Source organism: Iodidimonas sp. SYSU 1G8 (genome assembly GCF_039655775.1).
GTDB lineage: Bacteria > Pseudomonadota > Alphaproteobacteria > SMXS01 > SMXS01 > RI-34.
The window spans coordinates 940651-964827 of sequence record NZ_JBBYXJ010000002.1 but is presented as its reverse complement, the minus strand read 5'-3'; the positions used below and the strand labels follow the sequence as shown (position 1 = coordinate 964827).

The 24177-nt window shown below is 65.7% G+C and carries 29 protein-coding genes; 16 read left to right on the top strand and 13 right to left on the bottom strand.

The genetic code is table 11. The features are described 5' to 3' along the window. Nucleotides 1–31 precede the first annotated feature (31 nt). Genes cysT through WJU17_RS15710 form a run of 3 tightly spaced genes read left to right on the top strand, consistent with a single transcriptional unit; the run spans nucleotide 32 to nucleotide 2808 of the window. Nucleotides 32–874 carry a sulfate ABC transporter permease subunit CysT gene (gene cysT / locus WJU17_RS15720; protein WP_346328339.1) on the top strand — a complete coding sequence of 281 codons (843 nt, stop codon included), beginning with the start codon at nucleotides 32–34 and terminating at the stop codon, nucleotides 872–874. After that, complete coding sequence (gene cysW / locus WJU17_RS15715) at nucleotides 867–1724, top strand: sulfate ABC transporter permease subunit CysW (protein WP_346328338.1); 858 nt, start codon at nucleotides 867–869, stop codon at nucleotides 1722–1724. The genes cysT and cysW overlap by 8 nt, the downstream gene beginning before the upstream one ends. A gap of 10 nt (nucleotides 1725–1734) precedes the next feature. Continuing rightward, the gene (locus tag WJU17_RS15710) at nucleotides 1735–2808 is read left to right on the top strand and encodes a sulfate ABC transporter ATP-binding protein (RefSeq protein ID WP_346328337.1); all 1074 of its coding nucleotides are present in this window, start codon (nucleotides 1735–1737) and stop codon (nucleotides 2806–2808) included. A 4-nt stretch (nucleotides 2809–2812) separates the two neighbouring features. Here WJU17_RS15710 and WJU17_RS15705 read toward each other — a convergent pair whose 3' ends face one another. After that, nucleotides 2813–3877 (bottom strand): hypothetical protein, encoded by a 1065-nt coding sequence (locus WJU17_RS15705; protein ID WP_346328336.1) that lies wholly within the window; start codon nucleotides 3875–3877, stop codon nucleotides 2813–2815. A gap of 83 nt (nucleotides 3878–3960) precedes the next feature. Here WJU17_RS15705 and WJU17_RS15700 point away from each other — a divergent pair, with 83 nt between their 5' ends. Further along, on the top strand, nucleotides 3961–4719 hold the full coding sequence (locus WJU17_RS15700; protein ID WP_346328335.1) for an SDR family oxidoreductase: 759 nt from the start codon (nucleotides 3961–3963) through the stop codon (nucleotides 4717–4719). A gap of 110 nt (nucleotides 4720–4829) precedes the next feature. On the opposite strand, the gene WJU17_RS15695 is transcribed toward WJU17_RS15700, so the two are convergent. The 3 genes from WJU17_RS15695 to WJU17_RS15685 are packed head-to-tail and all read right to left on the bottom strand — an operon-like array spanning nucleotide 4830 to nucleotide 6567. Continuing rightward, nucleotides 4830–5420: a 2-hydroxychromene-2-carboxylate isomerase gene (locus WJU17_RS15695; protein ID WP_346328970.1), complete on the bottom strand. Its 591-nt coding sequence runs from the start codon at nucleotides 5418–5420 to the stop codon at nucleotides 4830–4832. Continuing rightward, a complete protein-coding gene (locus WJU17_RS15690) occupies nucleotides 5420–6142 on the bottom strand; it encodes an SDR family NAD(P)-dependent oxidoreductase (protein ID WP_346328334.1) in 723 nt (240 codons plus the stop codon). Before WJU17_RS15690 ends, WJU17_RS15695 begins: the two co-directional genes overlap by 1 nt. Next, nucleotides 6139–6567 (bottom strand): limonene-1,2-epoxide hydrolase family protein, encoded by a 429-nt coding sequence (locus WJU17_RS15685; RefSeq protein WP_346328333.1) that lies wholly within the window; start codon nucleotides 6565–6567, stop codon nucleotides 6139–6141. The genes WJU17_RS15690 and WJU17_RS15685 overlap by 4 nt, the downstream gene beginning before the upstream one ends. Before the next feature lie 129 nt (nucleotides 6568–6696). On the opposite strand from WJU17_RS15685, the gene WJU17_RS15680 reads away from it, so the two are divergent. Together WJU17_RS15680 and WJU17_RS15675 are read left to right on the top strand one after the other, a co-directional pair. Next, entirely contained in the window at nucleotides 6697–7098 is a 402-nt protein-coding gene (locus tag WJU17_RS15680; RefSeq protein ID WP_346328332.1) for a hypothetical protein, read from the top strand. A gap of 10 nt (nucleotides 7099–7108) precedes the next feature. After that, complete coding sequence (locus WJU17_RS15675; protein ID WP_346328331.1) at nucleotides 7109–7309, top strand: hypothetical protein; 201 nt, start codon at nucleotides 7109–7111, stop codon at nucleotides 7307–7309. A 4-nt stretch (nucleotides 7310–7313) separates the two neighbouring features. On the opposite strand, the gene WJU17_RS15670 is transcribed toward WJU17_RS15675, so the two are convergent. Beyond that, entirely contained in the window at nucleotides 7314–7631 is a 318-nt protein-coding gene (locus tag WJU17_RS15670) for a multidrug efflux SMR transporter (protein WP_346328330.1), read from the bottom strand. A 225-nt stretch (nucleotides 7632–7856) separates the two neighbouring features. Here WJU17_RS15670 and rpmG point away from each other — a divergent pair, with 225 nt between their 5' ends. Genes rpmG through WJU17_RS15650 form a run of 4 tightly spaced genes read left to right on the top strand, consistent with a single transcriptional unit; the run spans nucleotide 7857 to nucleotide 9910 of the window. Next, nucleotides 7857–8024, top strand: a complete 168-nt coding sequence (gene rpmG, locus WJU17_RS15665) for a 50S ribosomal protein L33 (RefSeq protein WP_346328329.1) — start codon at nucleotides 7857–7859, stop codon at nucleotides 8022–8024. Between the two features lie 47 nt (nucleotides 8025–8071). Next, nucleotides 8072–8350, top strand: a complete 279-nt coding sequence (locus WJU17_RS15660) for a DUF3572 domain-containing protein (RefSeq protein ID WP_346328328.1) — start codon at nucleotides 8072–8074, stop codon at nucleotides 8348–8350. Nucleotides 8351–8354: 4 nt separating this feature from the next. Then, the gene (locus WJU17_RS15655; protein WP_346328327.1) at nucleotides 8355–9020 is read left to right on the top strand and encodes a hypothetical protein; all 666 of its coding nucleotides are present in this window, start codon (nucleotides 8355–8357) and stop codon (nucleotides 9018–9020) included. 5 nt (nucleotides 9021–9025) lie between these two features. After that, the gene (locus WJU17_RS15650; protein ID WP_346328326.1) at nucleotides 9026–9910 is read left to right on the top strand and encodes an ROK family protein; all 885 of its coding nucleotides are present in this window, start codon (nucleotides 9026–9028) and stop codon (nucleotides 9908–9910) included. Here WJU17_RS15650 and WJU17_RS15645 read toward each other — a convergent pair. Continuing rightward, nucleotides 9907–10314 carry an MAPEG family protein gene (locus WJU17_RS15645; RefSeq protein ID WP_346328325.1) on the bottom strand — a complete coding sequence of 136 codons (408 nt, stop codon included), beginning with the start codon at nucleotides 10312–10314 and terminating at the stop codon, nucleotides 9907–9909. The genes WJU17_RS15650 and WJU17_RS15645 overlap by 4 nt on opposite strands. 117 nt (nucleotides 10315–10431) lie before the next feature. Here WJU17_RS15645 and WJU17_RS15640 point away from each other — a divergent pair, with 117 nt between their 5' ends. The 6 genes from WJU17_RS15640 to WJU17_RS15615 all read left to right on the top strand — a co-directional run bounded on the left by WJU17_RS15640 (nucleotide 10432) and on the right by WJU17_RS15615 (nucleotide 15780). Further along, complete coding sequence (locus tag WJU17_RS15640; protein WP_346328324.1) at nucleotides 10432–10899, top strand: RidA family protein; 468 nt, start codon at nucleotides 10432–10434, stop codon at nucleotides 10897–10899. After that, nucleotides 10896–12050 (top strand): GNAT family N-acetyltransferase, encoded by a 1155-nt coding sequence (locus WJU17_RS15635; RefSeq protein WP_346328323.1) that lies wholly within the window; start codon nucleotides 10896–10898, stop codon nucleotides 12048–12050. Before WJU17_RS15640 ends, WJU17_RS15635 begins: the two co-directional genes overlap by 4 nt. A 76-nt stretch (nucleotides 12051–12126) precedes the next feature. Further along, nucleotides 12127–12648, top strand: coding sequence for a hypothetical protein (locus WJU17_RS15630; protein ID WP_346328322.1), 522 nt, complete (start codon nucleotides 12127–12129; stop codon nucleotides 12646–12648). A gap of 5 nt (nucleotides 12649–12653) precedes the next feature. After that, entirely contained in the window at nucleotides 12654–13331 is a 678-nt protein-coding gene (locus tag WJU17_RS15625; protein WP_346328321.1) for a PspA/IM30 family protein, read from the top strand. A 12-nt stretch (nucleotides 13332–13343) separates the two neighbouring features. Beyond that, complete coding sequence (locus WJU17_RS15620) at nucleotides 13344–14000, top strand: YqiJ family protein (RefSeq protein ID WP_346328320.1); 657 nt, start codon at nucleotides 13344–13346, stop codon at nucleotides 13998–14000. A gap of 19 nt (nucleotides 14001–14019) precedes the next feature. Beyond that, nucleotides 14020–15780, top strand: coding sequence for a flotillin domain-containing protein (locus WJU17_RS15615; RefSeq protein WP_346328319.1), 1761 nt, complete (start codon nucleotides 14020–14022; stop codon nucleotides 15778–15780). 71 nt (nucleotides 15781–15851) lie between these two features. Here the strand turns inward: WJU17_RS15615 and clpA are convergent, their stop codons facing one another. From clpA to WJU17_RS15580, 7 genes are all read right to left on the bottom strand, one after another. Beyond that, nucleotides 15852–18167, bottom strand: a complete 2316-nt coding sequence (clpA, locus tag WJU17_RS15610; RefSeq protein ID WP_346328318.1) for an ATP-dependent Clp protease ATP-binding subunit ClpA — start codon at nucleotides 18165–18167, stop codon at nucleotides 15852–15854. Nucleotides 18168–18181: 14 nt separating this feature from the next. Further along, nucleotides 18182–18508, bottom strand: a complete 327-nt coding sequence (clpS, locus tag WJU17_RS15605; protein WP_346328317.1) for an ATP-dependent Clp protease adapter ClpS — start codon at nucleotides 18506–18508, stop codon at nucleotides 18182–18184. Between the two features lie 198 nt (nucleotides 18509–18706). Beyond that, the gene (locus tag WJU17_RS15600) at nucleotides 18707–19543 is read right to left on the bottom strand and encodes a phasin family protein (protein WP_346328316.1); all 837 of its coding nucleotides are present in this window, start codon (nucleotides 19541–19543) and stop codon (nucleotides 18707–18709) included. A 215-nt stretch (nucleotides 19544–19758) separates the two neighbouring features. Then, complete coding sequence (locus WJU17_RS15595) at nucleotides 19759–21138, bottom strand: phosphomannomutase/phosphoglucomutase (protein WP_346328315.1); 1380 nt, start codon at nucleotides 21136–21138, stop codon at nucleotides 19759–19761. Continuing rightward, nucleotides 21135–22460, bottom strand: coding sequence for a UDP-glucose/GDP-mannose dehydrogenase family protein (locus tag WJU17_RS15590; RefSeq protein ID WP_346328314.1), 1326 nt, complete (start codon nucleotides 22458–22460; stop codon nucleotides 21135–21137). Before WJU17_RS15590 ends, WJU17_RS15595 begins: the two co-directional genes overlap by 4 nt. A gap of 15 nt (nucleotides 22461–22475) precedes the next feature. Further along, nucleotides 22476–23348 carry a UTP--glucose-1-phosphate uridylyltransferase GalU gene (galU, locus tag WJU17_RS15585; RefSeq protein WP_346328313.1) on the bottom strand — a complete coding sequence of 291 codons (873 nt, stop codon included), beginning with the start codon at nucleotides 23346–23348 and terminating at the stop codon, nucleotides 22476–22478. A gap of 135 nt (nucleotides 23349–23483) precedes the next feature. Next, entirely contained in the window at nucleotides 23484–24164 is a 681-nt protein-coding gene (locus WJU17_RS15580) for a DnaJ domain-containing protein (RefSeq protein ID WP_346328312.1), read from the bottom strand. Nucleotides 24165–24177: the final 13 nt, after the last annotated feature.

Here is a 24177-nt window from a genome sequence, read left to right as displayed (position 1 = left end):
GAACCCGTAAGTCATTGGGGAATAAAACTTCATGAGTGCCGCCCGCACTTCACGCCGCAGGAACGTGATTCCCGGATTCGGGATCGCCCTCGGCTTCACCCTCGTCTATCTGAGCCTGATCATTCTCATCCCGCTCGCCGGCCTGCTGGTCACGAGCGCGGGGCTGGGCTGGGAAGAACTGTACCGCATCGCCAGTGACGAGCGCACCATCAACGCCCTGTGGCTGAGCGTGTGGACCGCCCTGGTCGCCGCGCTGATCAACGTACCCTTCGGCGTTCTCGTCGCCTGGGTGATGGTCCGTTACCGCTTTCCCGGACGCCGCTTCCTGGATGCCGCCGTCGATCTGCCTTTCGCCTTACCCACCGCGGTCGCGGGCATCGCGCTGACCGCGCTGTATTCACCCAATGGCTGGGTCGGCTCCTTCCTCGACCAGATCGGCATCAAGGCAGCCTATACACCGCTGGGTATCGTCATTGCCCTGACCTTCATCGGCCTGCCCTTCGTCGTTCGCACGGTGCAGCCGCTGATGGAGGACATCGACAAGGAAGTCGAGGAGGCCGCCGCCACCCTGGGCGCGGGCCGCTTCGCGACCATTCGCCGCGTCATCCTGCCCGCGATCCTGCCCGCGATCATCACCGGCTTCGCGCTCGCCTTCGCGCGCGCCATCGGCGAGTACGGCTCGGTCGTGTTCATCGCCGGCAACATTCCCTATGTGTCGGAAATCGCGCCGCTGCTGATCATCATCCGGCTGGAAGAGTACAGTTACGCGGGCGCCACCACGGTCGCGACCCTGATGCTGATGATCTCGTTCACCCTGCTGATCTTCATCAATTCGGTGCAGGCCTGGACACGCCGGAGGTACGGCAATGGCTGATACCCTTACACGTCCCAATCCCGTCAATGAAAGCCGGGGCACCCGCGTCCTGCTGATCGGAATCGCGGTCACATTTCTGCTGCTGTTCCTGATCCTGCCGCTGGTGCTGGTGTTCGTGGAGGCGCTGCGCAATGGCGTGGACGCCTATTTCGACGCGCTGGTGGAGCCGGACGCCCTGTCGGCGCTGAGGCTGACCGTCACCGTCGCCGCCATCGCCGTGCCGTTCAACGTGGTGTTCGGCCTCGCCGCGTCCTGGGCGATCGCCAAGTTCGACTTCCGCGGCAAGAACCTGCTGCTGTCGCTGATCGACCTGCCGTTCTCGGTCTCGCCGGTGATCTCGGGCCTGGTCTGGGTGCTGCTGTTCGGCACGCATTCCTTCCTCTACCCGTTCCTGCAGGAACACGACATCCAGATCCTGTTCGCCGTTCCCGGGCTGGTGCTCGCCACCATGTTCGTGACCTTCCCCTTCGTTGCCCGCGAACTGATCCCGCTGATGCAGGAACAAGGCACGACCGACGAGGAGGCGTCGCTGAGCCTGGGCGCCAGCGGCTGGCAGACCTTCTGGCACGTGACCCTGCCCAACGTGCGCTGGGCGCTGGCCTACGGCGTGCTGCTGTGCACCGCGCGCGCCATCGGCGAGTTCGGCGCCGTGTCCGTCGTTTCAGGCCATATCCGCGGCCAGACCAACACCATGCCCCTGCATGTGGAGATCCTCTACAATGAGTACAGTTTCGTCGGCGCCTTCGCCGTCGCCTCGGTCCTTGCCCTCCTCGCCCTCGTCACCCTCGGTGTCAAGGCACTCCTGGAATGGCGTTACGGAAACCAGCTCGCCTCAGGCCGCCGACACTAGGAGTTCCAGCGTGCGTATCACGATCAACGATCTTACCAAGCAGTTCGAGCGCTTCCCGGCGCTGGACGGCGTTTCCCTGGAAATCGGCTCCGGCGAGCTGGTCGCCCTGCTCGGCCCGTCGGGCTCGGGCAAGACCACCCTGCTGCGGTCCATCGCCGGGCTGGAGCATCCCTCGTCGGGGCAGATCCTGTTTGACGGCGAGGACGTCTCGGGCCTTTCGGTCGGCGAGCGCCGCATCGGTTTCGCCTTCCAGTCCTATGCCCTGTTCCGGCACATGACCGTGCTGAAGAACGTGTCGTTCGGCCTCAAGGTCCGGCCGCGCAAGACCCGGCCCGCCAAGGAGGAAATCCGCCGCCGGGCGCTGGAGCTGCTGGACCTGGTGCAGCTCGGCGGACTGGAGAACCGGTTCCCGTCGCAGCTGTCGGGCGGGCAGCGCCAGCGCGTCGCCCTGGCCCGGGCGCTGGCCATCGAGCCGCGCGTGCTGCTGCTCGACGAGCCGTTCGGCGCCCTCGACGCCAAGGTGCGCAAGGAACTGCGCCGCTGGCTGCGCCAGCTGCACGACCGGCTGGGCCTGACCACCATCTTCGTTACCCATGACCAGGAGGAAGCCCTGGAGCTGGCCGACCGGGTCGTGGTGATGAACAAGGGCAGGATCGAGCAGGTCGGCGCGCCGGCCGAGGTCTATGATGATCCCGCGACGTCGTTCGTCAGCGAGTTCCTGGGCGAGGTGAACACTTTCCCCTGCACGCTGAACGACGGCATCGCCGACGTGCTGGGCAACGAGTTCCCCATGGTCGACCAGCCGGACACCGGCGGCCCGCAGCGCCGTCACGGGCCCGCGGTCGCCTATGTGCGCACGCACGAGATCGAGCTGCTGTCGCGCGAGCGGCTGGAAGGCATCCCCGCCATCGTGCGGGCGGTCTTCCCCTTCGGCGGCGCGATCCGGGTCGAGCTGGCGGTCGAGGGGTACGACACGCCTGTCCAGGCCGAGGTGCCCCGCGCCTTCTTCGAGGCGGGCGAGATCGAGGTCAACGCCGGGATATTCGTGCGGGCGACGAACGCTCGCGTTTTCCCGCAGGTCTAAGGCTTCAGGATGTCGGCATGGGCATCAGCAGAATGCCTGCGCCGACGCCGGCCTCGTCGCCGCCGCGCCCGAACTGAAAGGCGATCCACTTGCCGTCGGGGCTGACGACGCCGTTGGAGATGCGGTGATTGCCGTAGTCCATGAACCGGGTGACCCGCGTCAAGGCACCGCCGGGCGTCAGCTCCAGCCGGCAGAGTTCGAGGCCCTTGCCGTAGGCCGGGCCGCAATCGACCAGTGACCAGTCGCCCGAGGGCGCGATGCCCTCGATCTCGTTGAAGGTGCCGTCCCGCACGTCGTGATAGGAAATGACCCTCCCGTCGTCGCGCGCGCCGAGGATGGCGCTGTGCCGGATATGCCCGAACTTGCCCAGCGACAGGCGGATGCCGCCCAGATCGTAGCAATTGGCCGTGACCTCGCGGTCGCCGTCGCGGAAATCCTGGGCTTCCAGGATGCACTCACTGCCCGGCCGGCGCATCAGTTCCCGCACGTTGGCGAGGACCGGTATGCCGTTCTCCATCTCGATATCGCCGGTCATGATGGCGGTGTACTCGTCGACGACATCCTCGGGCTTGCTGCTTTCCGGGTGGAGGATCGCCCAGGCGACGCGGCTGCCCGTGCGCGAGACGGCGATCCCCTCGGAGACGTGCTGGTTCAGCGGCAGCACCGCGCCCTGCGCGTGCTTGTCCATCCACCATATCTCGATCCGGCTGATGCGCATGGCCTGCCGGTCCGCCTCGATACGGCGCGGGCCGAGCAGCAGGAAAGAGCCATCGGGCAGATAGTGCACCCGCAGGAAGCCCGAATGGGCGGTGTGTCCGGTGAGATTGCGGACCTTGCCGCTGGCGATGTCGTATTCGAACGCATCGCCGTAGCTTTTGCCGATGAAGGCGATCCTGGTGCCATCGGGTGAAAACACCGGGCGTTCGCCGAAGCCGCTGAGCAGGCGGGTTCCTTCGGGCAGTTCCCGCAGCGGGTCGCCCTGCCTGGTCGGGCTGAAGTCGATCGGTTCGGCGTGCGCGGTGCTGGCCGCGAGAAATGCCGCCGCGAGGACGGCAAGCCATCGTGTCATGTCGCGTCTCCCCTGTTTCAGGCAGTCTATCGCCCTCGGCGCGAAAACGCTGCTATCATCCGGCCGGAACAGGGAGGATCAGCATGTCATTGCAGGGACGTGTCGCCATCGTCACGGGCGGCAACCGGGGAATCGGCAAGGGAATCGCACTGGGCCTGGCGCAGGACGGCGCCAGCCTGGCGATCAATTATCGCGGCAACGAGGACGAGGCGCGGGCGACGCTGGCGGAGATCCGCGCGCTGGGCGTGCGCGCCGAACTGTATCAGGCCAGCGTGGACGATTACGCCGCCGTTCGCGACATGGTGGCGAAGGTCGCCGCCGATTTCGGCCAGATCGACATCCTGGTGAACAATGCCGGCATCGCCAGCAAGGGCCGCTCGGTCGCCGACACCGATCCCGAGGAATTCGAACGCGTGGTGCGCACCCATGCCTTCGGCACGTTCTACGCCACCCACGAGGTGATTCCGCATCTGCGCAAGCGGCCGCGCGGCGACATCATCATGGTGTCGTCGGCCGCCACGCGGCGCTGGATGGCGAACGGCGCGCCCTACAATGTGGGCAAGGCCAGCATCGAGGCCATCGCCTTCGGCGTCGCCAAGGAAGAACGGGCCAACAACATCCGGGTCAACGTGGTCGCGCCCGGCGTGGTCGAGACCGACATGGGCAAGCGCCTGCTGAAGGCCCGCGGCGTCAGTGACCCGCGCGACGCCGACGCGACGGCGCCCTTCGGGCGGGTGTGCCAGCCCGAGGATTTGTCCAACGTGGTGCGCTGGCTGGTATCGGAGCAGAATTCCTATGTGACGGGGGAGCGGATTTACGTGGATGGGCTGGCGGGGGTTTGATCCATCCCGTCATTGCGGGGAGCGCAGCGGCAACCCAGAACCGGCCGTGCCGCTGAACCGAGGACTGGGTTGCTTCGTCGGCGTCGCCTCCTCGCAATGACGACTATTTTCTACCGCTTCAGGGCCTCTTCGACGAAATCCAGCCGGTCCTGGCCCCAGAACATTTCGCCGTCGACGAAGAAGGTGGGGGCGCCGAACGCGCCGCGGTCGGCGGCTTCCTGGACGTTGGCCTTCAGCTTGTCCTTGATGTCCTCGCGCGCGATGCCGGCCTGATAGGCGGCGGCGTCGAGGCCGGCGTCCTCCAGCAGTTTCGGCCAGACATCGTCGGCGCCGATATTCAGGCCCTTGAGGAACATGCCCTCGAACATGGCCCGGGCGTAGGCGTCGAACTCGCCCCGCTCCTGCGCCACGAACGCGCCGCGCAGCGGCGGCACGATCTTCAGGTCCATCATATGCGGATTGGGGTTGAGCGTGACGCCGTAGCGGCGGGCGAAGCGCTGCAGGTCCATGCCGGAATACTTGCCCTTGTTGGGCACGGTCATGGGCGGCCGGTTGCCGGTTGCCTGGAACAGGCCCAGCGTCAGCATCGGGCGCCAGACGACCGCGCAGCCGGTGCGCTCGATGATGCCGGGGATGCGGGTCCACGCCAGATAGGTGGGCGGGCTCATGAAATCGAAGAAGAATTCGAGGGTCTTGGCCATCACCAGGGTTCCTTCCAGGGACGCAGTTCGGTTTCGTGGCTCCAGGCGCTGCGGTGCTGCACGTGAAGCGCGTAATAGGCGTCGGCGATGGCCTCGGGCGCCAGCACGCCGTCGGCGGGCCGTTCCTCGAACACCTTGGGCATCATCTTGCGGATCAGCGGCGTGTCGATGGGGCCGTCGATGATCACATGGGCCACATGGATGTTTTTCGGAAACAGCTCGCGGCCCATGGACTGAGCCAGGGCGCGCAGGGCGTGCTTGGAGCCCGAGAAGGCCGCCAGGTTGGCCTTGCCGCGCAGCGCCGATGTGGCGCCGGTGAAGATGATGGTGCCCTTCTCGCGCGGCTCCATGAACTTGGCCACCTCGCGCCCCATCAGAAACGCGCCGAACGCGTTAACGCGCCAGACGCGCTCGTAATCGGCGGCGGAATGGCTGGCGATCGGCGAATGGGTGCCGATGGCGGCATTGTACACCGCGACCTCGACGGGGCCGATCTCGCGCTCGATGCGGGCGACCATCTCGACCATCTGGTCCTCCTGCGTCGAATCGACGCCGAAGGCATGGGCGGTGCCGCCCTCGGCGACGATCTCGCCGACCAGATGGTTCAGCTTCTCCTCGTTGCGGCGGGCGACGCAGGCGGTGTAGCCGGCGCGGGCGAACCGCCTGGCGATGGCGCCGCCCGTGGCGACGCCGGCGCCGACGACCAGCGCGACCGGGTTCATGACGGCAGCCGGTCGCCGTACAGCTCAAGCAGGCCGCGCGGGTCGCAATAGTCGGTCCATTTGCGGATCTTGCCGCCCTTGAGCTGGAACACGCTGCACACCGGCAGCTTCAGCACTTCCTTGCCGTCCTTGTCGCGGTAGCTGTCCACGTGCTCGACGAACACCAGATCGTCAATGGCTTCCTGGGTGCCCAGCTTCGGCACGATCTTCACCACAGGCGCATTGCCGCCGATGTCGCTGAACAGGATTTCCTTGACCTGCGCCTTGGTCATGGCGGGAAAGCCGGTCAGGTTGTAGACGCCTTCCTCGGACAGATAGAGGTCGTAGCCGTCCCAGACGTGCTGGCGCGTGCCGCCCTCGAACGCCTTGAACAGCGCGATGATGATGCGAAGATTGGTCAGCGCCTTGGGATCCTTGGGCGGCATTTTTCTCGGTCCTCCGTTTGGGTGCCGGCGGGATGCGCGGTGCACTCCCCTTCCCGTCCGGCGCGTGAGCGCGCATGATAGGAAGGCTTGCGCCCGCAAGTCCAGCGGGCCGAAGGGAGGAGACGGCAAATGACGCGAAACGCGACGTTCTGGATTCTGACCGCCCTGATCTGCGCCGCGCCGGCCGTCGCCGAGGCGGGGACCTACCGCGCCGGACCGCTCGGCGCCTGGGATCAGAACGGCGAGGTGTCGTGCCAGGGCGGCGACATGCTGCTGTTCCCCGGTGGCGAGTTCGCCGTCATTCCGCACGGGGGTGACGAGACCGCCGCGCTGATCGACAGCCGCAGCGGCCGCGCCAAGGTGGGCGGCAACACCGCGGCGGATCTGGCGGCGCTGCAGGCGGACCCGGAGATTTGCGCCGGCCCGATCGACTGCGACGACTGGGAAGCCATCGACCGCGCGATGCAGGATTGCTGGACCGCGCCGGAGCCCGGCGAATCGGACCCGGCGCTCGGCCCCGCGCCGCTGTAGGAGCAACCCAGTGCTGATGCATATCCTGCAGCTTGCTCTCGTCGCGGCGCTGTGCGGCGCCTATGGCTTCATCCTGTACCGGCGGCGCAACGCCGAACACATGACCGGCATGTATGGCCGGATCGCGGGTTTCTTCGGCGTCGTGCTGCTCGGCGGCAGCGCGGCGATGACGGTGATGCTGGTCTATACCGCCGTGCGGATTTACGCCTGAGCGGTCACGGCGACACCAGCTTGAGCCCGGCGATGCCGCAGGCGATCAGGCAGATGCAGCCCAGCCGCAGCGCCGTCGCCGGTTCGCCGTGCAGCAGGATGCCGAGAACCACCGTGCCGATGATGCCGATGCCGCTCCAGACCGCGTAGGCCGTGCCGAGCGGCACGCTGCGCAGCGCGAGGCCAAGCAGACCCAGGCTGACGATGATGCTGGCGATGGTGAAGAGCGTGGGCCACAGCCGGGTGAAGCCGCGCGATTCCTTCAGCCCCAGCGCCCAGCCGATTTCGAACAGGCCCGCCAGGCCAAGATAGACCCATCCCATCACAGACCTCCATGATCTGTGGCGGGGCCGTCCCCACCGATTTTCCGAAAGACCCGGGCCGTCCCGGTCGCTAGAATAGATAGTCCGGCGCCGCGCGGGGAGCAAGCAGAGGCGGGGCTCGTCATGGCCGCCCTCCGGAACAGACTCCCCGCTTGACTTAGAAAAGCTTGGCGCTATGGTCGCGCCCTTCAAATCGATGCGCGTCGCGCAACAGGAGTTGTCACCATGGCGAAGCCGACCACGATCAAGATCCGGCTGGAGAGCACCGCGGGCACCGGCTACTTCTACGTCACCAAGAAGAATCCTCGGACCATGACCGAGAAGATGAAGGTGAAGAAGTACGATCCGGTCGTGCGCAAGCACGTCGAGTTCAAGGAAGGGAAGATTAAATAATCTTCCCTGCCGCCGGCGCCTGAGCGCCGGCCTTCGAGCGGAGCTTCATGAACGCCGACCGCGCCGAGATCATCGCCCTCCAGGCCCTCGGGTTCCTGGCAGGCGACGAAGAGGCGCTGGCCGGCTTTCTGCGTCTGACCGGCCTCGACCTTCCCGATATCCGCGCCGCCGCCGCCAATCCGGAGCTGCTGGCGGGCGTGCTCGACTACCTGCTGCAGGACGAGGCGATGCTGCTCGCCTTCTGCGAGGCCGCCGCCATCCGTCCGGAAGAGCCGACCCGCGCCCGCGCCTACTTGCCGGGCGGCGATATCCCCCATTATACCTGAGCGCATGATCGTACATCCCGACGTGCTCGCCCAGGCGGACCGGATCGACCTTGATCCCTCGCGCCCCCTCATCCTGTCCGACGCCGACGAGGTGATTCTCCAGTTCGCCTCGGTGCTCGAGGAGTTCCTGCACGAGAACCAGATGTATCTGGACATGGCGACCTTCGCCCTGACCGGCAACATCAAGCGCCGTGCCGATGACGTGGCGGTGAGCGCCGAGGAAGTGAGCGCCCTGATCGGCCAGTTCTTCGTCGAGAAGACCGAGGTTCAGCCCGCCGTGCCGGGCGCGCCCGAGGCGCTGCGCGCCCTGTCGGAAAAGGCGCAGATCATCATCGTCACCAACGTGCCTCTGCAGCAGCGCGACGCCCGCGTGCGCACCCTGAAGAAGCTGGGGATGGACTATCCGTTGATCGCCAATGTCGGCCTGAAGGGCGCGATCGTGAAGCACCTGGCCGACAAGGTCGAGGCGCCGGTCTACTTCATCGACGACATCCCGCCCAACATCACCTCGGTCGCCCAGGCGTGCGAGCGGGTGCATTGCTTGCATTTCGTCGCCGACGAACGGCTGGGCCGCCTGCTCGGGCCGGCCGAGCACAGCCGGCACCGGGCCGACAACTGGCCCGACGCGGCCGCCTGGCTGACCGGGCACATGGCCGAGTTGGGCTACTAGACGCCATGCGCATCGGCATCGATCTGGGCGGCACCAAGATCGAGGCGATCGTGCTGGACCCGGACGGCGCCGAAACCTTCCGCAAGCGTGTCGCCACGCCCGCCGCCTATGACGAGCGGGTGCGCGCGGTGGCGGCCCTCGCCGCCGAGGCCGAACAGGCCGCCGGTACCCCGTGCACAGTGGGACTCGGCACGCCGGGGTCCGTCTCGCCCCATACAGGCCTCATGCAGAACGCCGAGAACCTGTCGGGCCGGCCGCTGCACCATGATGTGGCCAGCGCGCTGGGCCGTCCGATTCGCATGGCGAACGATGCCGACTGCTTTGCCTTGTCGGAAGCCGCCGATGGCGCGGCGGCGGGAGCAGGCACCATCTTCGGGGTGATCCTGGGCACCGGCGTCGGCGCGGGCCTCGTCATCAACGGGCAGTTGCCGAAGGCCGGCCCCAATGCCACGCGCGGCGAATGGGGCCACAATCCGCTGCCCTGGCCCGAGGATGACGAGCGGCCCGGCCCCGAATGCTATTGCGGGCTGCGCGGATGCATCGAAACCTTTCTGAATGGAAGGGGCCTCGCTCTCGCCTATCGGGAGGTGACTGGCCAGGACGCCCCGGGCGAGGTTATCGCGCTGGCCGACACGCCGGAAAGGCGCGCGGCCATCGACCGCTATGGCCTGCGCCTGGCGAAATCGCTGGCGACAATCATCAATATCGTGGACCCGGACGTGATCGTGCTGGGCGGCGGCGTGTCCAATGTCGCGCGGCTGTACGATATCGTGCCGCCGCTGCTGCCGCGCTTCGTCTTCTCCGACGGCGTCGCCACACCGATAGTGCGGGCGCGCCACGGCGATTCCAGCGGCGTCAGGGGTGCGGCGCGGCTCTGGGACGAACGCTAGGCCAGGAAGCACTTCGCCGCGATCAGCACCAGCAGCGCGGCCTGGACGCCGTAGAACATGAAACGCAAATAGACGGCCAGTATGCTGGTCGAGGCCATGTGCACCGACGACTGGAAGATTCGCGCATACAGGATCCACAGCGCGTACTGGTCCGCGACGGCGCTGTGGCCGCTGAGGATGGCGGCCAGCACCACGCCGATGAACACCGGCAGGTTCTCGTAGCAATTGGCGTGGGCGCGGGCAAGCCGCCGCGAAAAACCGCCCACATCCTCGCCGGTGGGCGAAAACTCGTTGGCCGCGCGCACGCCCCGCATCACCAGGACGGTGCGCGTGGTGGCGATGGTCAGGGTCAGCAGCAGTGTCCAGAGCGCATAGCCCAACATGGCCAGCAGTGTCGGCGTCATCGGTTGGTTCTCCCTCGTATCGTCCCCACATCAGCATAATCAGGAATGCATGGCCCTGTCGCTTGGAACGGCATCGCCGTCTGCTAAACTCTGGGCAGGAAACACAGGAGAGACGGCATGAGCGGACAGATCGCGGCGCGGCTTGAAGAACTGGGCATCGTGCTGCCCGATCCGCCCCGGCCGGTCGCCGCCTATGTACCGTTCACCATCGCCGGTAATCTCATCTTCATTTCCGGCCAGGTGTCGGCCGCGCCCGGCGGGGCCAGCTTTCGCGGCAAGCTGGGCCAGGATCTGGACGTGGCGCAGGGACAGCAGGCGGCGCGGGTGTGCGCCCTCAACATCCTCGCCCAGCTCAACGCGGCGCTGGACGGGCAGCTGGACCGCGTCCAGCAGATCATGAAGCTGGGCGGGTTCGTCAACTGCATCGACGGCTTCACCGAACAGCCGCAGGTGGTCAACGGCGCGTCGGAGCTGATGGTGGATGTGTTTGGCGACAAGGGCCGTCATGCGCGCGCCGCCGTCGGCGTCAACGCCCTGCCGCTGGGGATGGCGGTCGAAGTGGACGCGGTCGTGGCCTTCACGTGAGCGCGCCCGTCACCGCCAACGCCATCCCGTCGCTCAGTGCCGTCTCGGCGGCCGACTGGGATGCTTGCGCGGGATCGGACAATCCCTTCGTGTCCCATGCCTTCCTGTCGTCGCTGGAGGACAGCGGCTGCGTCGGCCCGGGCACCGGCTGGTCACCCTATTACGTGACCATCGAGCGGGAGGGCGGCGGGCTGGCCGGCTGCGTGCCCATGTATCTGAAGTCCCACTCCCAGGGCGAATATGTGTTCGATCACAGCTGGGCCCATGCCTGGGAGCGCGCGGGCGGGCACTATTACCCCAAGCTGCAGGTGAGCGTGCCGTTCTCGCCGGTGACCGGGCCGCGCCTGCTGGCCCCGGATCGGGAAACCCGCGCGCTGCTGCTCAGTGCCTGCGTCCAGATCGCCGACAAGATGGACGTCTCGTCGCTGCACGTCACCTTTCCCGATTTCGAGCAGTGGAAGGAAATGGGTGATGCGGGCCTGCTGCTGCGCAAGGACCAGCAGTTCATCTGGCGCAATGCCGGGTACCGGGATTTCGGCGATTTCCTCGCGGCGCTGAGCTCGCGCAAGCGCAAGAACATCCGCAAGGAACGGATGCAGGCGGTGGAGAACGGCGTCACCATCGAGCTGCTGACCGGCGGCGACCTGAGGGAAGAGCACTGGGACGCCTTCTACCAGTTCTATGTGGATACCTCGTCGCGCAAATGGGGCCGGCCTTATCTGAACCGCCGGTTCTTCTCGCTGATCGGCGAGCGGATGCCCGAGAAGATCCTGCTGGTGCTGTGCAAACGCGGCGGGCGCTATATCGCCGGCGCCATCAACCTGTTGGGCACCGACGCGCTGTACGGCCGCAACTGGGGCTGCATCGAGGATCATCCCTGCCTGCATTTCGAGGCCTGCTATTACCAGGCCATCGAGTTCGCCATCACCCACGGCCTGTCCCGGGTCGAGGCGGGCGCGCAGGGCCAGCACAAGCTGGCGCGCGGCTACCTGCCCCAGTTCACCTATTCCGCCCACTGGATCGCCGATCCCGGCTTCCGCGACGCCGTCGCCCACTTCCTGAAGGAAGAAGGCGCCTATGTGGACGCCGACCAGGAAGCCCTGGCGGCGCACGGCCCGTTCAGGAAGGTGGGCGAGGCGGAGGACGACTGAGCGGCGCACTTCGAACACATCTGTTGACAAATGTATTCAAAAGAAACCATCATCCCCGACAGAGACTGGATGAGGGTTGATGACGGTGGCCAAGTCGGTACAGATCAGTGTTCGCCTGACCCAGGACGAAGCGGATTTCATCGCGGGCTTCACCGCACCGGACGCCGTGACGCCGAGCGAGAAGGTGCGCGCCATCATCCGGCTGGCCCGCGAGCGGGGCGAGCGCCCGGCCAGCTACGCGGACGGGCTGCGGCTGGCCGAGGACCTTACATCCGCCGCGACCGCCGACATCCGCATCGCCGAGCATGAGGAAAAGACGCGGTCCGAACTGCTGGCGGCCACCGCTCACGCCTTGCCCGAGATGCTGGCGTTCTATCTGTCCAGCCGTATTCGGCCAGCCAGCCGGAGGAACGACCTCGTGGCGCTGGAGGCCGGCATGGCCGAACGCTGTTTTCGCCTGTTCGCCAGTTTGCTAAGGTTGGGCATAACCAGGGTAGCGCCCTGCTACGACGAGACTCTTATTAAGGATAAAGCCCGGCCGATCGTGGAATTGGCGGCGGCGATCAATCATTCAAGTCAAGTTACCAAGGGGGTCTGATACTCATGGATACGATTGCAAGCCGGGTGGGACGCATCATCAGCGGCAGCGTCAATGCATTGCTGGACGCCGTCGAGGGCGCCGCGCCGGAAACCGTGATGGACCAGGCGATTCGCGAGATCGACGTCGCCATCGACGACGTCCGCCAGGAACTGGGCCGCGCTTCCGCGGCGAAGCATCTGGCGAACAAGCGCCTGGCCGAAAAGAACGCCGCGCACGAAGACCTAGCTGGAAAAATCGAGATCGCCCTGGACAGCGGACGGGAGGACCTCGCTCAGGTCGCCGTCGAAAGCCAGCTGGACATCGAGGCCCAGATGCCCGTGCTCGAGCAGACGATCATGGAATGCCAGGAGCGGGAGAAGGAGCTGGAAGGCTTCATCGCCGCCCTCCAGGCCAAGCGCCGGGAAATGCGCGAGGAACTGAAGCGCTTTGCCGACTCCCGCCGGATTGCCGCGGGCGAGACCGGCGCCGACGGCGCGCCTCATACGGGCAACAAGGTCAACCGCGCCATCGACAAGGCCAGCTCGGCCTTCGACCGTGTGCTCGAAAAGAATGGCGGCGTGCCCGGGCTCGGCACGGCGTCGACCGCGAACGCCGCCCAGCTCCAGGAACTGGAAAAGCTGGCGCGGGAGAACCGGGTAAAGGAGCGGCTGGCGAGCATCAAGTCCAACCGCCAGTCCTGACCCGATGCGGTCATGTGGACATTCCTGACTGCCTGGCAGACCCTGCCCTTCACCGTCGCGCTCGGCGTCATGACTCTGATCGCCCTCGCCGAAGCCATCGGATTCTTCTTCGGAAGCGGCATCTCGTCGGCCCTGGAGGGGCTTTTCCCGGAGAGCGACATCTCGGTCGATGCCGGCGCCGACGGACACGATACGCTTGGCGCGCTGCTGTCCTGGCTGCGAGTGGGCGAAGTGCCGATCCTGATCCTGCTGGTGATCTTCCTCACCTCGTTCGGTGTGATCGGCCTCGCGCTGCAGAGCATCACCAGCGATGCGCTGGGATTTCTCTGGCCCGGCTGGATCGCCGTCATTCCCGCCTTCCTGCTCAGCCTGCCCACCGTGCGCGGGCTGGGCGGCGTGATCGGACGGATCATGCCCAAGGACGAAACCAGCGCAGTCTCCCGCGACAGTCTGGTCGGCCGGGTCGCGACCATCGTCCTGGGCACGGCGCGCAACGGGTCGGCGGCCCAGGCCAAGGTGCGCGACGCCTTTCAGCAGGATCATTACGTCATGGTCGAGCCCGACAATGACGGCGAGGAATTTCCACAGGGCAAGCAGGTGCTGCTTGTGCGGCGCGCCGGAGGGACATTTTTCGCCATTGGCGAGATCAACGAGAATTTACTGAACTGAAGCAGAGGGGGATTTGAGCATGAATTTCGAGGACGGCGTCGGATTGATGACGATTATTTTCATCGCGCTGGCCATCATCATCGGCCTGTTCGCGGTCGGGCTGATTTTTTCCCGCCTGTACCGGCGGGCGTCAAAGGAAGTGTCCTTTGTCCGTACCGGCTTCGGCGGCCAGAAGGTGATCCTGAATGGCGGCGCGCTGGTGCTGCCGGTGCTGCACGAGATCATCTGGGTCAACATGAACACGCTGCGCCTGGCGGTGAACCGGGCCACCGATCAGGCGCTGATCACCCGCGACCGCATGCGCGTGGACGTGGTCGCCGAGTTCTATGTCCGGGTGCAGCCGTCGGTGGAATCCATCGCCGCGGCGGCCCAGACCCTGGGTCAGCGGACCCTGATGCCGGATCAACTGAAGGATCTGGTCGAGGGCAAGTTCGTCGATGCGCTACGCTCCGTGGCCGCCGAGATGACCATGACCGAGCTGCATGAACAGCGGACCAACTTCGTCCAGAAGGTACAGCAGGCGGTCACGGAAGACCTGCTCAAGAACGGCCTCGAACTGGAGTCTGTCTCGCTCACCGGGCTCGACCAGACGAGCCGCGAATTCTTCAACCCGGACAACGCTTTCGACGCGGAGGGCCTCACTCGCCTGACCGACGAGATCGAGCGCCGGAAGAAAATCCGCAACGACATCGAGCAGGATACGTCGGTTCAGATCGAGAACAAGAATCTGGAAACCGAGAAGCTGAAACTGAGCATCCTGCGCGACCAGGAATATGCGCGCATGGAACAGCAGCGGGAGATCGAGATCCGGCGCGCCCAGCAGGCCACGGAGATCGCCCGCGAACAGGCGTCGAAGGAACAGGAAGCCGAACAGGCGCGCATCGTCGCCAAGCAGCAGGTCGAGGCTTCCAAGATCACCGCCGAACGCGCGCTCGAGGAACAACGGATCACCAAGGAACGACAGATCCGCGAGCGTGAGATCGAGAAGGAGCGGACCATCGAAACCCAGGAGGTAGAGCGCAAGAAGACGGTCGAACTGGCCGAGCAGGACCGCGCCATCGCCATTGCCGAACGCTCGAAGGCCCAGTCGGAGTCCGCGACCGAGGCGGATTTCGCGCGCGCCAAGGCGGTTCAGGCAGCCGAACAGGTGATCACCGCGCGCGAGACCGAAATCGCGTCCCGCGACAAGCAGATCGACCTGATCGAAGCGGCCAAGCAGGCCGAAACCGAAGCGATCGCGGTCCGTGTCTCGGCCGAAGCAGAGAAGCTGGCCGCCGCTGACCGGGCCGAGGCAGTGCGAGAGCAGGCCCGAGCCCATGCCGACCAGATCAAGATCAATGCGGAAGCCGAGGCGGAAGCCCAGAAAGCGCGTGCCGCCGCCGCCGAGATCACTTACCGGGTCGACGCCGAGGGCAAGCGCGCCATCAACGAGGCCGCGAACATGCTGTCCGCCGAGCAGGTCGCCATGCAGATCAGGATCAAGCTGATCGAGCATCTGGACCAGATCATCCGCGAGAGCGTGAAGCCCATGGAGAATATCGACAGCATCAAGATCATCCAGGTGGACGGCATCACCGGCGCGGGCGGTGGCGGTGGCCATGACGGCAACGGCGGCCAGACCGACGGCAATCTCGCCGACCAGATGGTGTCGGGCGCGCTGCGATACAGAGCGCAGGCGCCGCTGGTCGACTCGCTGCTCGGCGAACTCGGCATCGATGGCAAGACTCTCGCGGGTCTCGCCCAGCCAGCGCAGTTGGACAAGAAGAACGGCGCAGCGTAGGCGACATCCACCGCCAACGAAAAAGGCCGGCGGTCATCCCGCCGGCCTTTCTTTTACCTGTCGCCTCAGGCTCAGTCGGCCAGGGCGGGTTCGTCGGTTTCCTTGTCGGACGAGGATTTCGGCGTGTGCGCGAGCGGCGTCAGCTCGAAGTCCAGTTCGTCCTTGACCACCTTCACCTTCACATGGCCGCCCTTGGCCAGCTTGCCGAAGAGCAGGGCGTCGGCCAGCGGCTTCTTGATGTGCTCCTGAATGACGCGGCCCATGGGACGCGCGCCGTACAGGCGGTCGTAGCCCTTGCGCACCAGCCAGTCGATGGCCTCCTGGGTCAGCTCGAACGTCACGTGACGGTCGCTGAGCTGGGCCTCCAGCTGCATGATGAACTTTTCCACCACGCGGCTGACGATCTCGGCGCTGAGGTGGCCAAAGGCGATGACCGAGTCGAGCCGGTTGCGGAATTCAGGCGTGAACATCCGCTTGATCGCCTCGTCGTCGGCATCGTCCTTGGTGCCCCGGCCGAAACCGATGGAGGTCTGGCTGAGCTCGGCCGCGCCCGCGTTCGTGGTCATGATGAGCACCACGTTGCGGAAATCGACCGACTTGCCGGAATGATCGGTCAGCTTGCCGTGATCCATGATCTGCAGCAGCACGTTGAACACGTCCGGATGCGCCTTCTCGATTTCATCGAGCAGCAGCACGCAGTGCGGGTGCTGGTCGACCGCATCGGTCAGCAGGCCGCCCTGGTCGAAGCCCACATAGCCGGGCGGCGCGCCGATCAGGCGGGAGACGCTGTGGCGCTCCATGTATTCGGACATGTCGAAGCGGACCAGTTCGATGCCCATGATGGTCGCCAGCTGGCGCGCCACCTCAGTCTTGCCGACGCCGGTCGGCCCGGAGAACAGGTAAGAGCCGATCGGCTTTTCCGCTTCGCGCAGCCCGGCGCGCGACAGCTTGATCGCCGACGCCAGCGCGTCGATGGCCTTGTCCTGGCCGTAGACCACGCGCTTGAGTTCGCCATCCAGGTTCGCCAGCGCCGCCCGGTCGTCACGCGAGACGGATTTCGGGGGGATGCGGGCGATCTTGGCGACCACATCCTCGATCTCGCGCACGCCGATGGTCTTGCGGCGGCGGCTCTCCGGCAACAGCATCTGCGCGGCACCGACCTCGTCGATGACGTCGATGGCCTTATCCGGCAGCTTGCGGTCATTGATGTACTTGGCCGCCAGCTCCACCGCCGTCTTGATGGCGTCGTTGGTGTAGCGGACCTTGTGATGCTCCTCGAAATAGGGCTTCAGGCCCTTCATGATCTTGATGGCGTCTTCCACCGACGGCTCGTTCACGTCGATCTTCTGGAACCGGCGCAGCAGGGCGCGATCCTTCTCGAAGTAGGAGCGGAACTCCTTGTAGGTGGTCGAGCCGATGCAGCGCAGGCCGCCCGACTGAAGCGCGGGCTTCAGCAGGTTGGACGCGTCCATGGCGCCGCCGCTGGTGGCGCCGGCGCCGATCACGGTGTGAATCTCGTCGATGAACAGGATCGCGTTGTCGTGTTCCTCGACCTCCTTCACGACGGCCTTGAGGCGTTCCTCGAAGTCGCCGCGATAGCGGGTGCCGGCCAGCAGCGCGCCCATGTCGAGCGAGAAGATGGTGGCGCTCTGCAGCACCTCGGGGACTTCATGGCGGATGATCTTGCGCGCCAGGCCTTCGGCGATGGCGGTCTTGCCGACGCCGGGATCGCCCACGAGCAGCGGGTTGTTCTTCTGGCGGCGGCACAGAATCTGGATGACACGGTCGACTTCGTGGTGCCGGCCGATCAGCGGATCAATCTTGCCGTCGCGCGCCTTCTTGTTGAGGTTGACGCAGTAGGTGGACAGCGCCTCGCCGCCCTTCGCCGCAGGCGCGGCTTCCTGTTCCTCCTCGGCGCCGCGCGGCGGGCGGCTCTCGGTCCGGCTCGCCGCCTTGGCGATGCCGTGCGAGATGTAGTTGACCGCATCGAGGCGTGTCATGTCCTGCTCCTGCAGGAAGAAGGCGGCATGGGACTCGCGCTCGGAATAGATCGCGACCAGCACGTTGGCGCCGGTCACTTCCTCGCGGCCCGAACTCTGCACGTGGATGATGGCGCGCTGGATCGCCCGCTGGAAACCGGCGGTCGGCTTGGCGTCGACCTTGTCCGACACGTGGATGCTGGCCAGTTCGCGCTCGAAATAATCGAGGATCGTCTGGCGCAGCTTGTCGAGATCGACGCTGCAGGCGCGCATGACGGCGATGGCGTCCTGATCCTCGGTCAGCTTGAACAGCAGGTGCTCGAGCGTCGCATATTCGTGCTGGTGCTCATTGGCAAGCGCCAGAGCGCCATGAAGGGTCTTCTCGAGATTCTGCGAAATGGCTGGCACGGTCTGTTCCTCTTCTACTCTTTTTCGAGAGTGCACTGCAGCGGGTGTTCATGCCGCCGCGCGTAGTCGATGACCTGGGTCACCTTGGTTTCAGCGACTTCAAACGTGTAAACGCCGCAGACACCGATTCCCTTCTGGTGGACCATCAGCATGATATGGGTCGCTTCTTCGCGATTTTTGTTGAAAAAGCGCTCCAGCACATGGACGACGAATTCCATGGGGGTGTAGTCGTCGTTCAGCAGCAGGACCTTGTAGAGTGACGGCTTCTTGGTCTTGGGCTTGGCTTTCGTGACCACGCCCGTGCCGGTGCCCCCACTCCCGCCTTCGTTCTCGTTGCTCATACAGACCGTTTCCGCTCTTCTTGCCGCCGCGCCGATGTTGGGGCTGCGGTGCGCAGCGGCTGACGGCTCTATTAAATAGGCAATTCCGGTCTGTTTCAAAGGCGATTTTACAGCGCCTGTTTCTGGCGGTTTTCCAAATAAAAAGGCCCGGAACAGTCTCTGTGCCGGGCCCTTTCTCCATCTTTCCGCTCCTGCGCTCTACAGCGTCACGGGCTTGGAGAGCTTCTCCATCGCCGCGGTGATGCGGCTCTGGATCGGCGCCATGGCATCCTTGGAGTACTCACCCAGCATCTCGCCGATCTTGGTGGTATCCGAGACCATGTGATCCCACGAGGTTTTCATCAGGTCCGACTGGAGCTCGAAATACTCCTTGGGAGTCTTGGCGGCGGTCAGCGCCTTCACGGCCGCGATGGTGTCCTCCAGATTGCGCTTGGAGATGGCGGCGATCTCGGCGTTCACCGCCTCGACGCCCTTGGCGAATACGGTGCCGGCGGTCACGACGGCGTCCATGTTTTCCCGCCCGACGGCGGAGATATCGCTGAAGTTCTGCATGACAGTCTCGTACTTTTCCTTGCTGGTTGCGAACGCGTGCTCGACGTTTCGGGTGATCGTCTCGGCACCGGCCTTGGCCACGGTCTCGGCAGTCTCCTGACCGGCTTTCGCTGTCTGGGCGATCTGCTCTCCCATGGCCTGCATGCCGGCTTCCGCGGCCTTTACATTCCTGGCCGTCTCGGTCTTGACCTCGGCAACCGTCTTCTCGACGGTCTTTTCGATCTCGGAGGCGGCGGCCTTGGCGGCCGGAGCCGCCTTCGCCGCCGCCGTCTCGATCTTCGCGGCGGTCTCTTCGACGATCTTCTCGACGGTCGCGGGGACTGCCTTGACGGCTGCCGCGGGCGTCGCAGCCTTGGCGCGGGACTTCGGCGCGGCGGCCTTCACGGTCTTGGCGACCGGGGTGGCAGCCGCTTCGGCGGCGGGGGAGACCGCTTTTACCGGAGCCTTGGCCTTCGGCGTGCTCTTGCGGGTGGTAGCCATCATCAACCTCACTCTATAGCTCAAGTCTGACGCAGCGCTGCCGGGGACCTGGGGAGAGGGATATTGCAGCGCAACGTAACTTAAGTATGGGTACGGCTCCCGCGAGGGTCAAGGAATTTTTTGTGCACTGCAACAAAACGCGCCGCAGAGCAGCAAAAACTGCTCCACGGCGCGTGATAGAGCTTCGATGAAAGGAGCGGCGGGGCCGCCCTCGGTCCCTAAAGCGAGGCGGGCGGCTCGATCCCGCTCTGTTTCAGCTGGGAAACGAGCGAGGCCTTGAGGCGCTCCAGTCCCTCGGCGGTCTCGGATTCGCAACGGGCCACCAGCACGTCCTGCGTGTTGGAGGCGCGCAGCAGCCACCAGCCATCCGCGTCGGTGACGCGGACGCCGTCGATATCGTTCACGTCCGCGCCCGAGGCGACCAGCCGTTCGCGAATCTCGCCGGGCACCGCGAACTTGCGGTCCTCCCGACACGGGAAACGCAACTCGGGCGTGTTCATCATCTGCGGCAGGCCCTCGCGCAGCTGCTGCAGGCTCTGGCCGGCATTGCCGATGGCCTCAAGCAGGCGCAGGGCGGCGTAGATGGCGTCATCGAAGCCATACCAGCGATGGGCGAAGAAGATGTGACCGCTCATCTCGCCCGCCAGCGGCGCGCCGGTCTCGGCCATCTTCTGCTTAATCAGCGAGTGGCCGGTGCGCCACATCAGCGGCTTGCCGCCATGGCTTGCTACGTCGTCGAACAGGACCTTGCTGGACTTCACGTCGGCGACGATGGTCGCGCCGGGAACGTCCTTGAGCACGTCCCGCGCCAGCAGGGCCAGAAGCTGATCGCCCCAGACGATGTTGCCGGCCCCGTCGATCGCGCCGACACGGTCGCCGTCGCCGTCGAAGCCCAGCCCCAGATCGAGCTTGTTGTCGAGGGTCGCGGCGCGCAACTGGTGCAGCGTCTCCGGATCGGTGGGATCGGGATGATGGTTGGGGAAGGTGCCGTCCACCTCGGTGTTGATCACCACCTGCCGGCCGCCGAGCCGCTTGGTCAGCGCCTCGATCACCGGACCGGCGGCGCCATTGCCGGTGTCCCAGGCCGCGTTGAGCGGGCCGCCCGTGTAGTCCTGCAGCAGCCGGTCGATATAGGCGTCGAATACCGGCGCCTCCTCGGCATCACCGGTACCGGTCTCGAAATCGCCCGCCGCCGCGAGCCGGCCCAGCTCCAGGATCTGTTCGCCAAAGAACGGCTTCTTGCCGATCATCATCTTGAAGCCGTTGTAGTCCGGCGGGTTATGGGATCCGGTCAGCATCACGCCGCCATCGGCGTCATGATGATAGACCGAGAAATACAGCATGGGCGTGGGGCCGAGGCCGACGCGCATCACATGCAGCCCGGTGGATTTCAGGCCATCGACCAGCGCCGCTTCGAGGGCCGGAGAACTGATCCGGCCATCATAGCCGACGCACACGCGCGTGCCGCCATTGCGCCGCACCAGGGTGCCGAAGCCACGCCCGACCGCGCGGGCATCCGCTTCCGACAGGGTTTTGCCCACGATGCCGCGAATATCGTATTCACGCAGCACCGTCGGATCGAATTGATGAGCGGTCATCGCGGTGCCCCCCGGCCGATGGAGTGATAGGTAAAGCCCGTCCCGTCGATTTCCTCGGGGCGGTAGATGTTGCGCAGGTCGATCATCACGGGCGTCTTGAGCAGACCGCGGGCCCGCTCGAGATCGAGCGCGCGGAACTGGTTCCATTCGGTGATGATCGTTACCGCGTCCGCGCCCTCCATGGCGTCGTACTCATCGGCGCAGAACACGACGCCGTCGAGCAGCTTGGCCGCCTCGCGCATGCCCTCGGGATCATAGGCCCGGATCGTCGCGCCCGCCCTCTGCAGCGCCGGGACGATGTCGAGGCTGGGACTCTCGCGCATGTCGTCGGTGCTGGGCTTGAAGGTCAGCCCGAGCACCGCGAGCGTCTTTCCGGCCACCGAACCGCCGCACGCGGCGACGATCCTCTCGGCCATGGCGATCTTGCGCTGGTCGTTGGTGGCCACCACGGCGCTGACGATGCCCATGGGCACGTTGGCCTGCTCGGCCGTGGCCAGCAGGGCGCGGGTGTCCTTGGGAAAGCAGCTGCCGCCATAACCCGGGCCTGGATGCAGGAACTTGCCGCCGATGCGCTGGTCGAGGCCGATGCCGCGGGCAAGGTCCTGGACGTCCGCGCCGACGCGCTCGCACAGATCGGCCATCTCGTTGATGAAGGTGATCTTGGTCGCCAGGAAGGCGTTGGCGGCGTATTTGGTCAGCTCGGCCGTCTCGATATCGGTGAACAGCATGGGAGTCTCGCGCAGCGACAGCGGCCGGTAGAGACGCTGCATCACCGAGCGCGCTTCGGCGCTGTCGCAGCCGACCACGACCCGGTTGGGCCGCATGAAATCATCGATGGCCGACCCCTCGCGCAGAAACTCGGGATTGGACGCGACATCGAAGGTCAGGTCGGAGCCGATCTCGCGCAGCCGCTCGCCGATGATCTCGCGGACCCGCGCGCCGGTGCCGACGGGAACCGTCGATTTGGTCACGACCAGCGCATAATCTTTCAGGGCATCGGCCACCTCGCGCGCGGCGGCGAACACATAGGTGAGGTCCGCGTGACCGTCGCCGCGCCGCGACGGCGTGCCGACCGCGATGAACACGGCGTCCGAGCCGGGCACGGCCGAGGCGAGATCGGTGGTGAAGGTCAGGCGGCCGGCGGCCACGTTGCGGGCGACCAGATCGTCGAGACCGGGTTCGTAGATGGGAATTTCCCCTCGCTCGAGGGCGCCGATCTTGGCCGGGTCCTTGTCGACGCAGACCACGTCATGGCCGAATTCCGAGAAGCAGGCGCCAGACACCAGGCCGACATAGCCGCTTCCGATCATAGTAATGTGCATCAGGCGGATCCGGTGCTAGAGGCCGAGCTTCTTGATGAACGAGGTCACGCCGTCGCGCAGGTCCTCGCGCTCCAGCGCGAACGCCAGATTGGCTTCGAGGAAACCGACCTTGTCGCCGCAATCGAAGCGCGTGCCCTCGAACCGGTAGCCGTGGAACGGCGCGCCGCCGATCATGCGGGCGAGCGCGTCGGTCAGCTGGATTTCGCCGCCCGCGCCCTTCTGCTGGCCCGCCAGGTGCTGGAACACTTCCGGTTGCAGAATGTAGCGGCCGACCACCGCCTGATCCGACGGCGCGTCGGCCGGCTTCGGCTTTTCGACCAGCCCGTTGACTTCCGTCAGCCGGCCTTCCACCTGGCCTGGCGCCACGATGCCGTAGCGCGAGGTGTGCTCGTGCGGCACGTCCATCAGCGCCACCATGTTGCCGCCCACGTCATTGTAGGCATCGACCATCTGCTTGAGGCAGGCGGTGCCCGCCTGGATGAGATCGTCGGCGAGCAGCACCGCGAAGGGTTCGTTGCCGACCAGATTGCGCGCGCACCACACCGCGTGACCCAGCCCCAACGGGTCCATCTGCCGGGTGTAGCAGACCTGACCGGCCTTGGGCATGGAGCCGAGCAGCTCGTGCAGGGCGTCGTCCTTTTCCTTTTCGGCGAGCAGCGCCTCGAGCTCGGTCGACCGGTCGAAGTGGTTCTCGATGGCCGTCTTGCCGCGGCCGGTGACGAAGATGAATTCGTCGATCCCCGCCGCCTGGGCTTCCTCGACGGCATACTGAATGAGGGGCTTGTCGACGACGGGAAGCATTTCCTTCGGCATCGCCTTGGTGGCCGGCAGGAAGCGGGTTCCCATGCCACCGACGGGGAATACGGCCTTGCGAACTGGTCTGATCATGAGCTCGTTTTTTGCTGTTTGGGGTGGTAGCAGGATGGGTGGAGTGTATGCCCGAAGGGGCGTTGCTGTATATCGGACAACCTTGGCGAAAGTGTGTTGCAGTGCACACTGCACCCGGGGTGGCGGCCCGTAAACTCACGACTTCAGCAACAGATCCTTGGCTTCGTTGATGCGCATGGCGAAATAGGTGGAGCCTCCCTGATCGGGGTGGAATTTCTTCATCAGCCGGTGATGGGCCGCCTTGATGTCGGCGACGGTCGCGCCAGGCTTCAACCCGAGAACCTCAAAGGCTTCTTCGCGGGTCATGGGGCCGTCGGCCGGCTCGGCGCGAGGAGCATCTTCCTGCCACTCGCCTTCGAACGTCCGCGCCAGATAGGCGTCCAGGAGCCTGGCGCCTTCCGGGTCCGCGACTTTCAGTTCGTCATAGAGGGCACCGAGCTCCTCGCGGGTCAGTTCGTCGAGCCGCTGGCCGGCATGACGGCCAGCCAGGATCACCCCCTCCATGGTGCCGGAATCGTGATCCAGCGTGACCCGGAGATATGGGGTATCCACCTGCGACTGCTGGGCCTTCGACTTGCTCGTCCCGCCAAGGAAGGGGATCGCCTTACGCGATGCCAGGGCGAGCGCCCCCAGCGCGACCGCGCCGGCCGGTCCGAACAGCCCCCGCATCGCGAGAAACACGGCAAGGACGACGAGCAGGAACGCGCCGAAGTAACGGGCCACGCGCCGCACCGATGTCGCGTCGGCCTTCGACGCCCAGTTGATCAGGAGAAGGAGCAGGACGAGGAGGATCGCCCCTAGAAAGAGCCAGGGCACTTGATCTACCGCC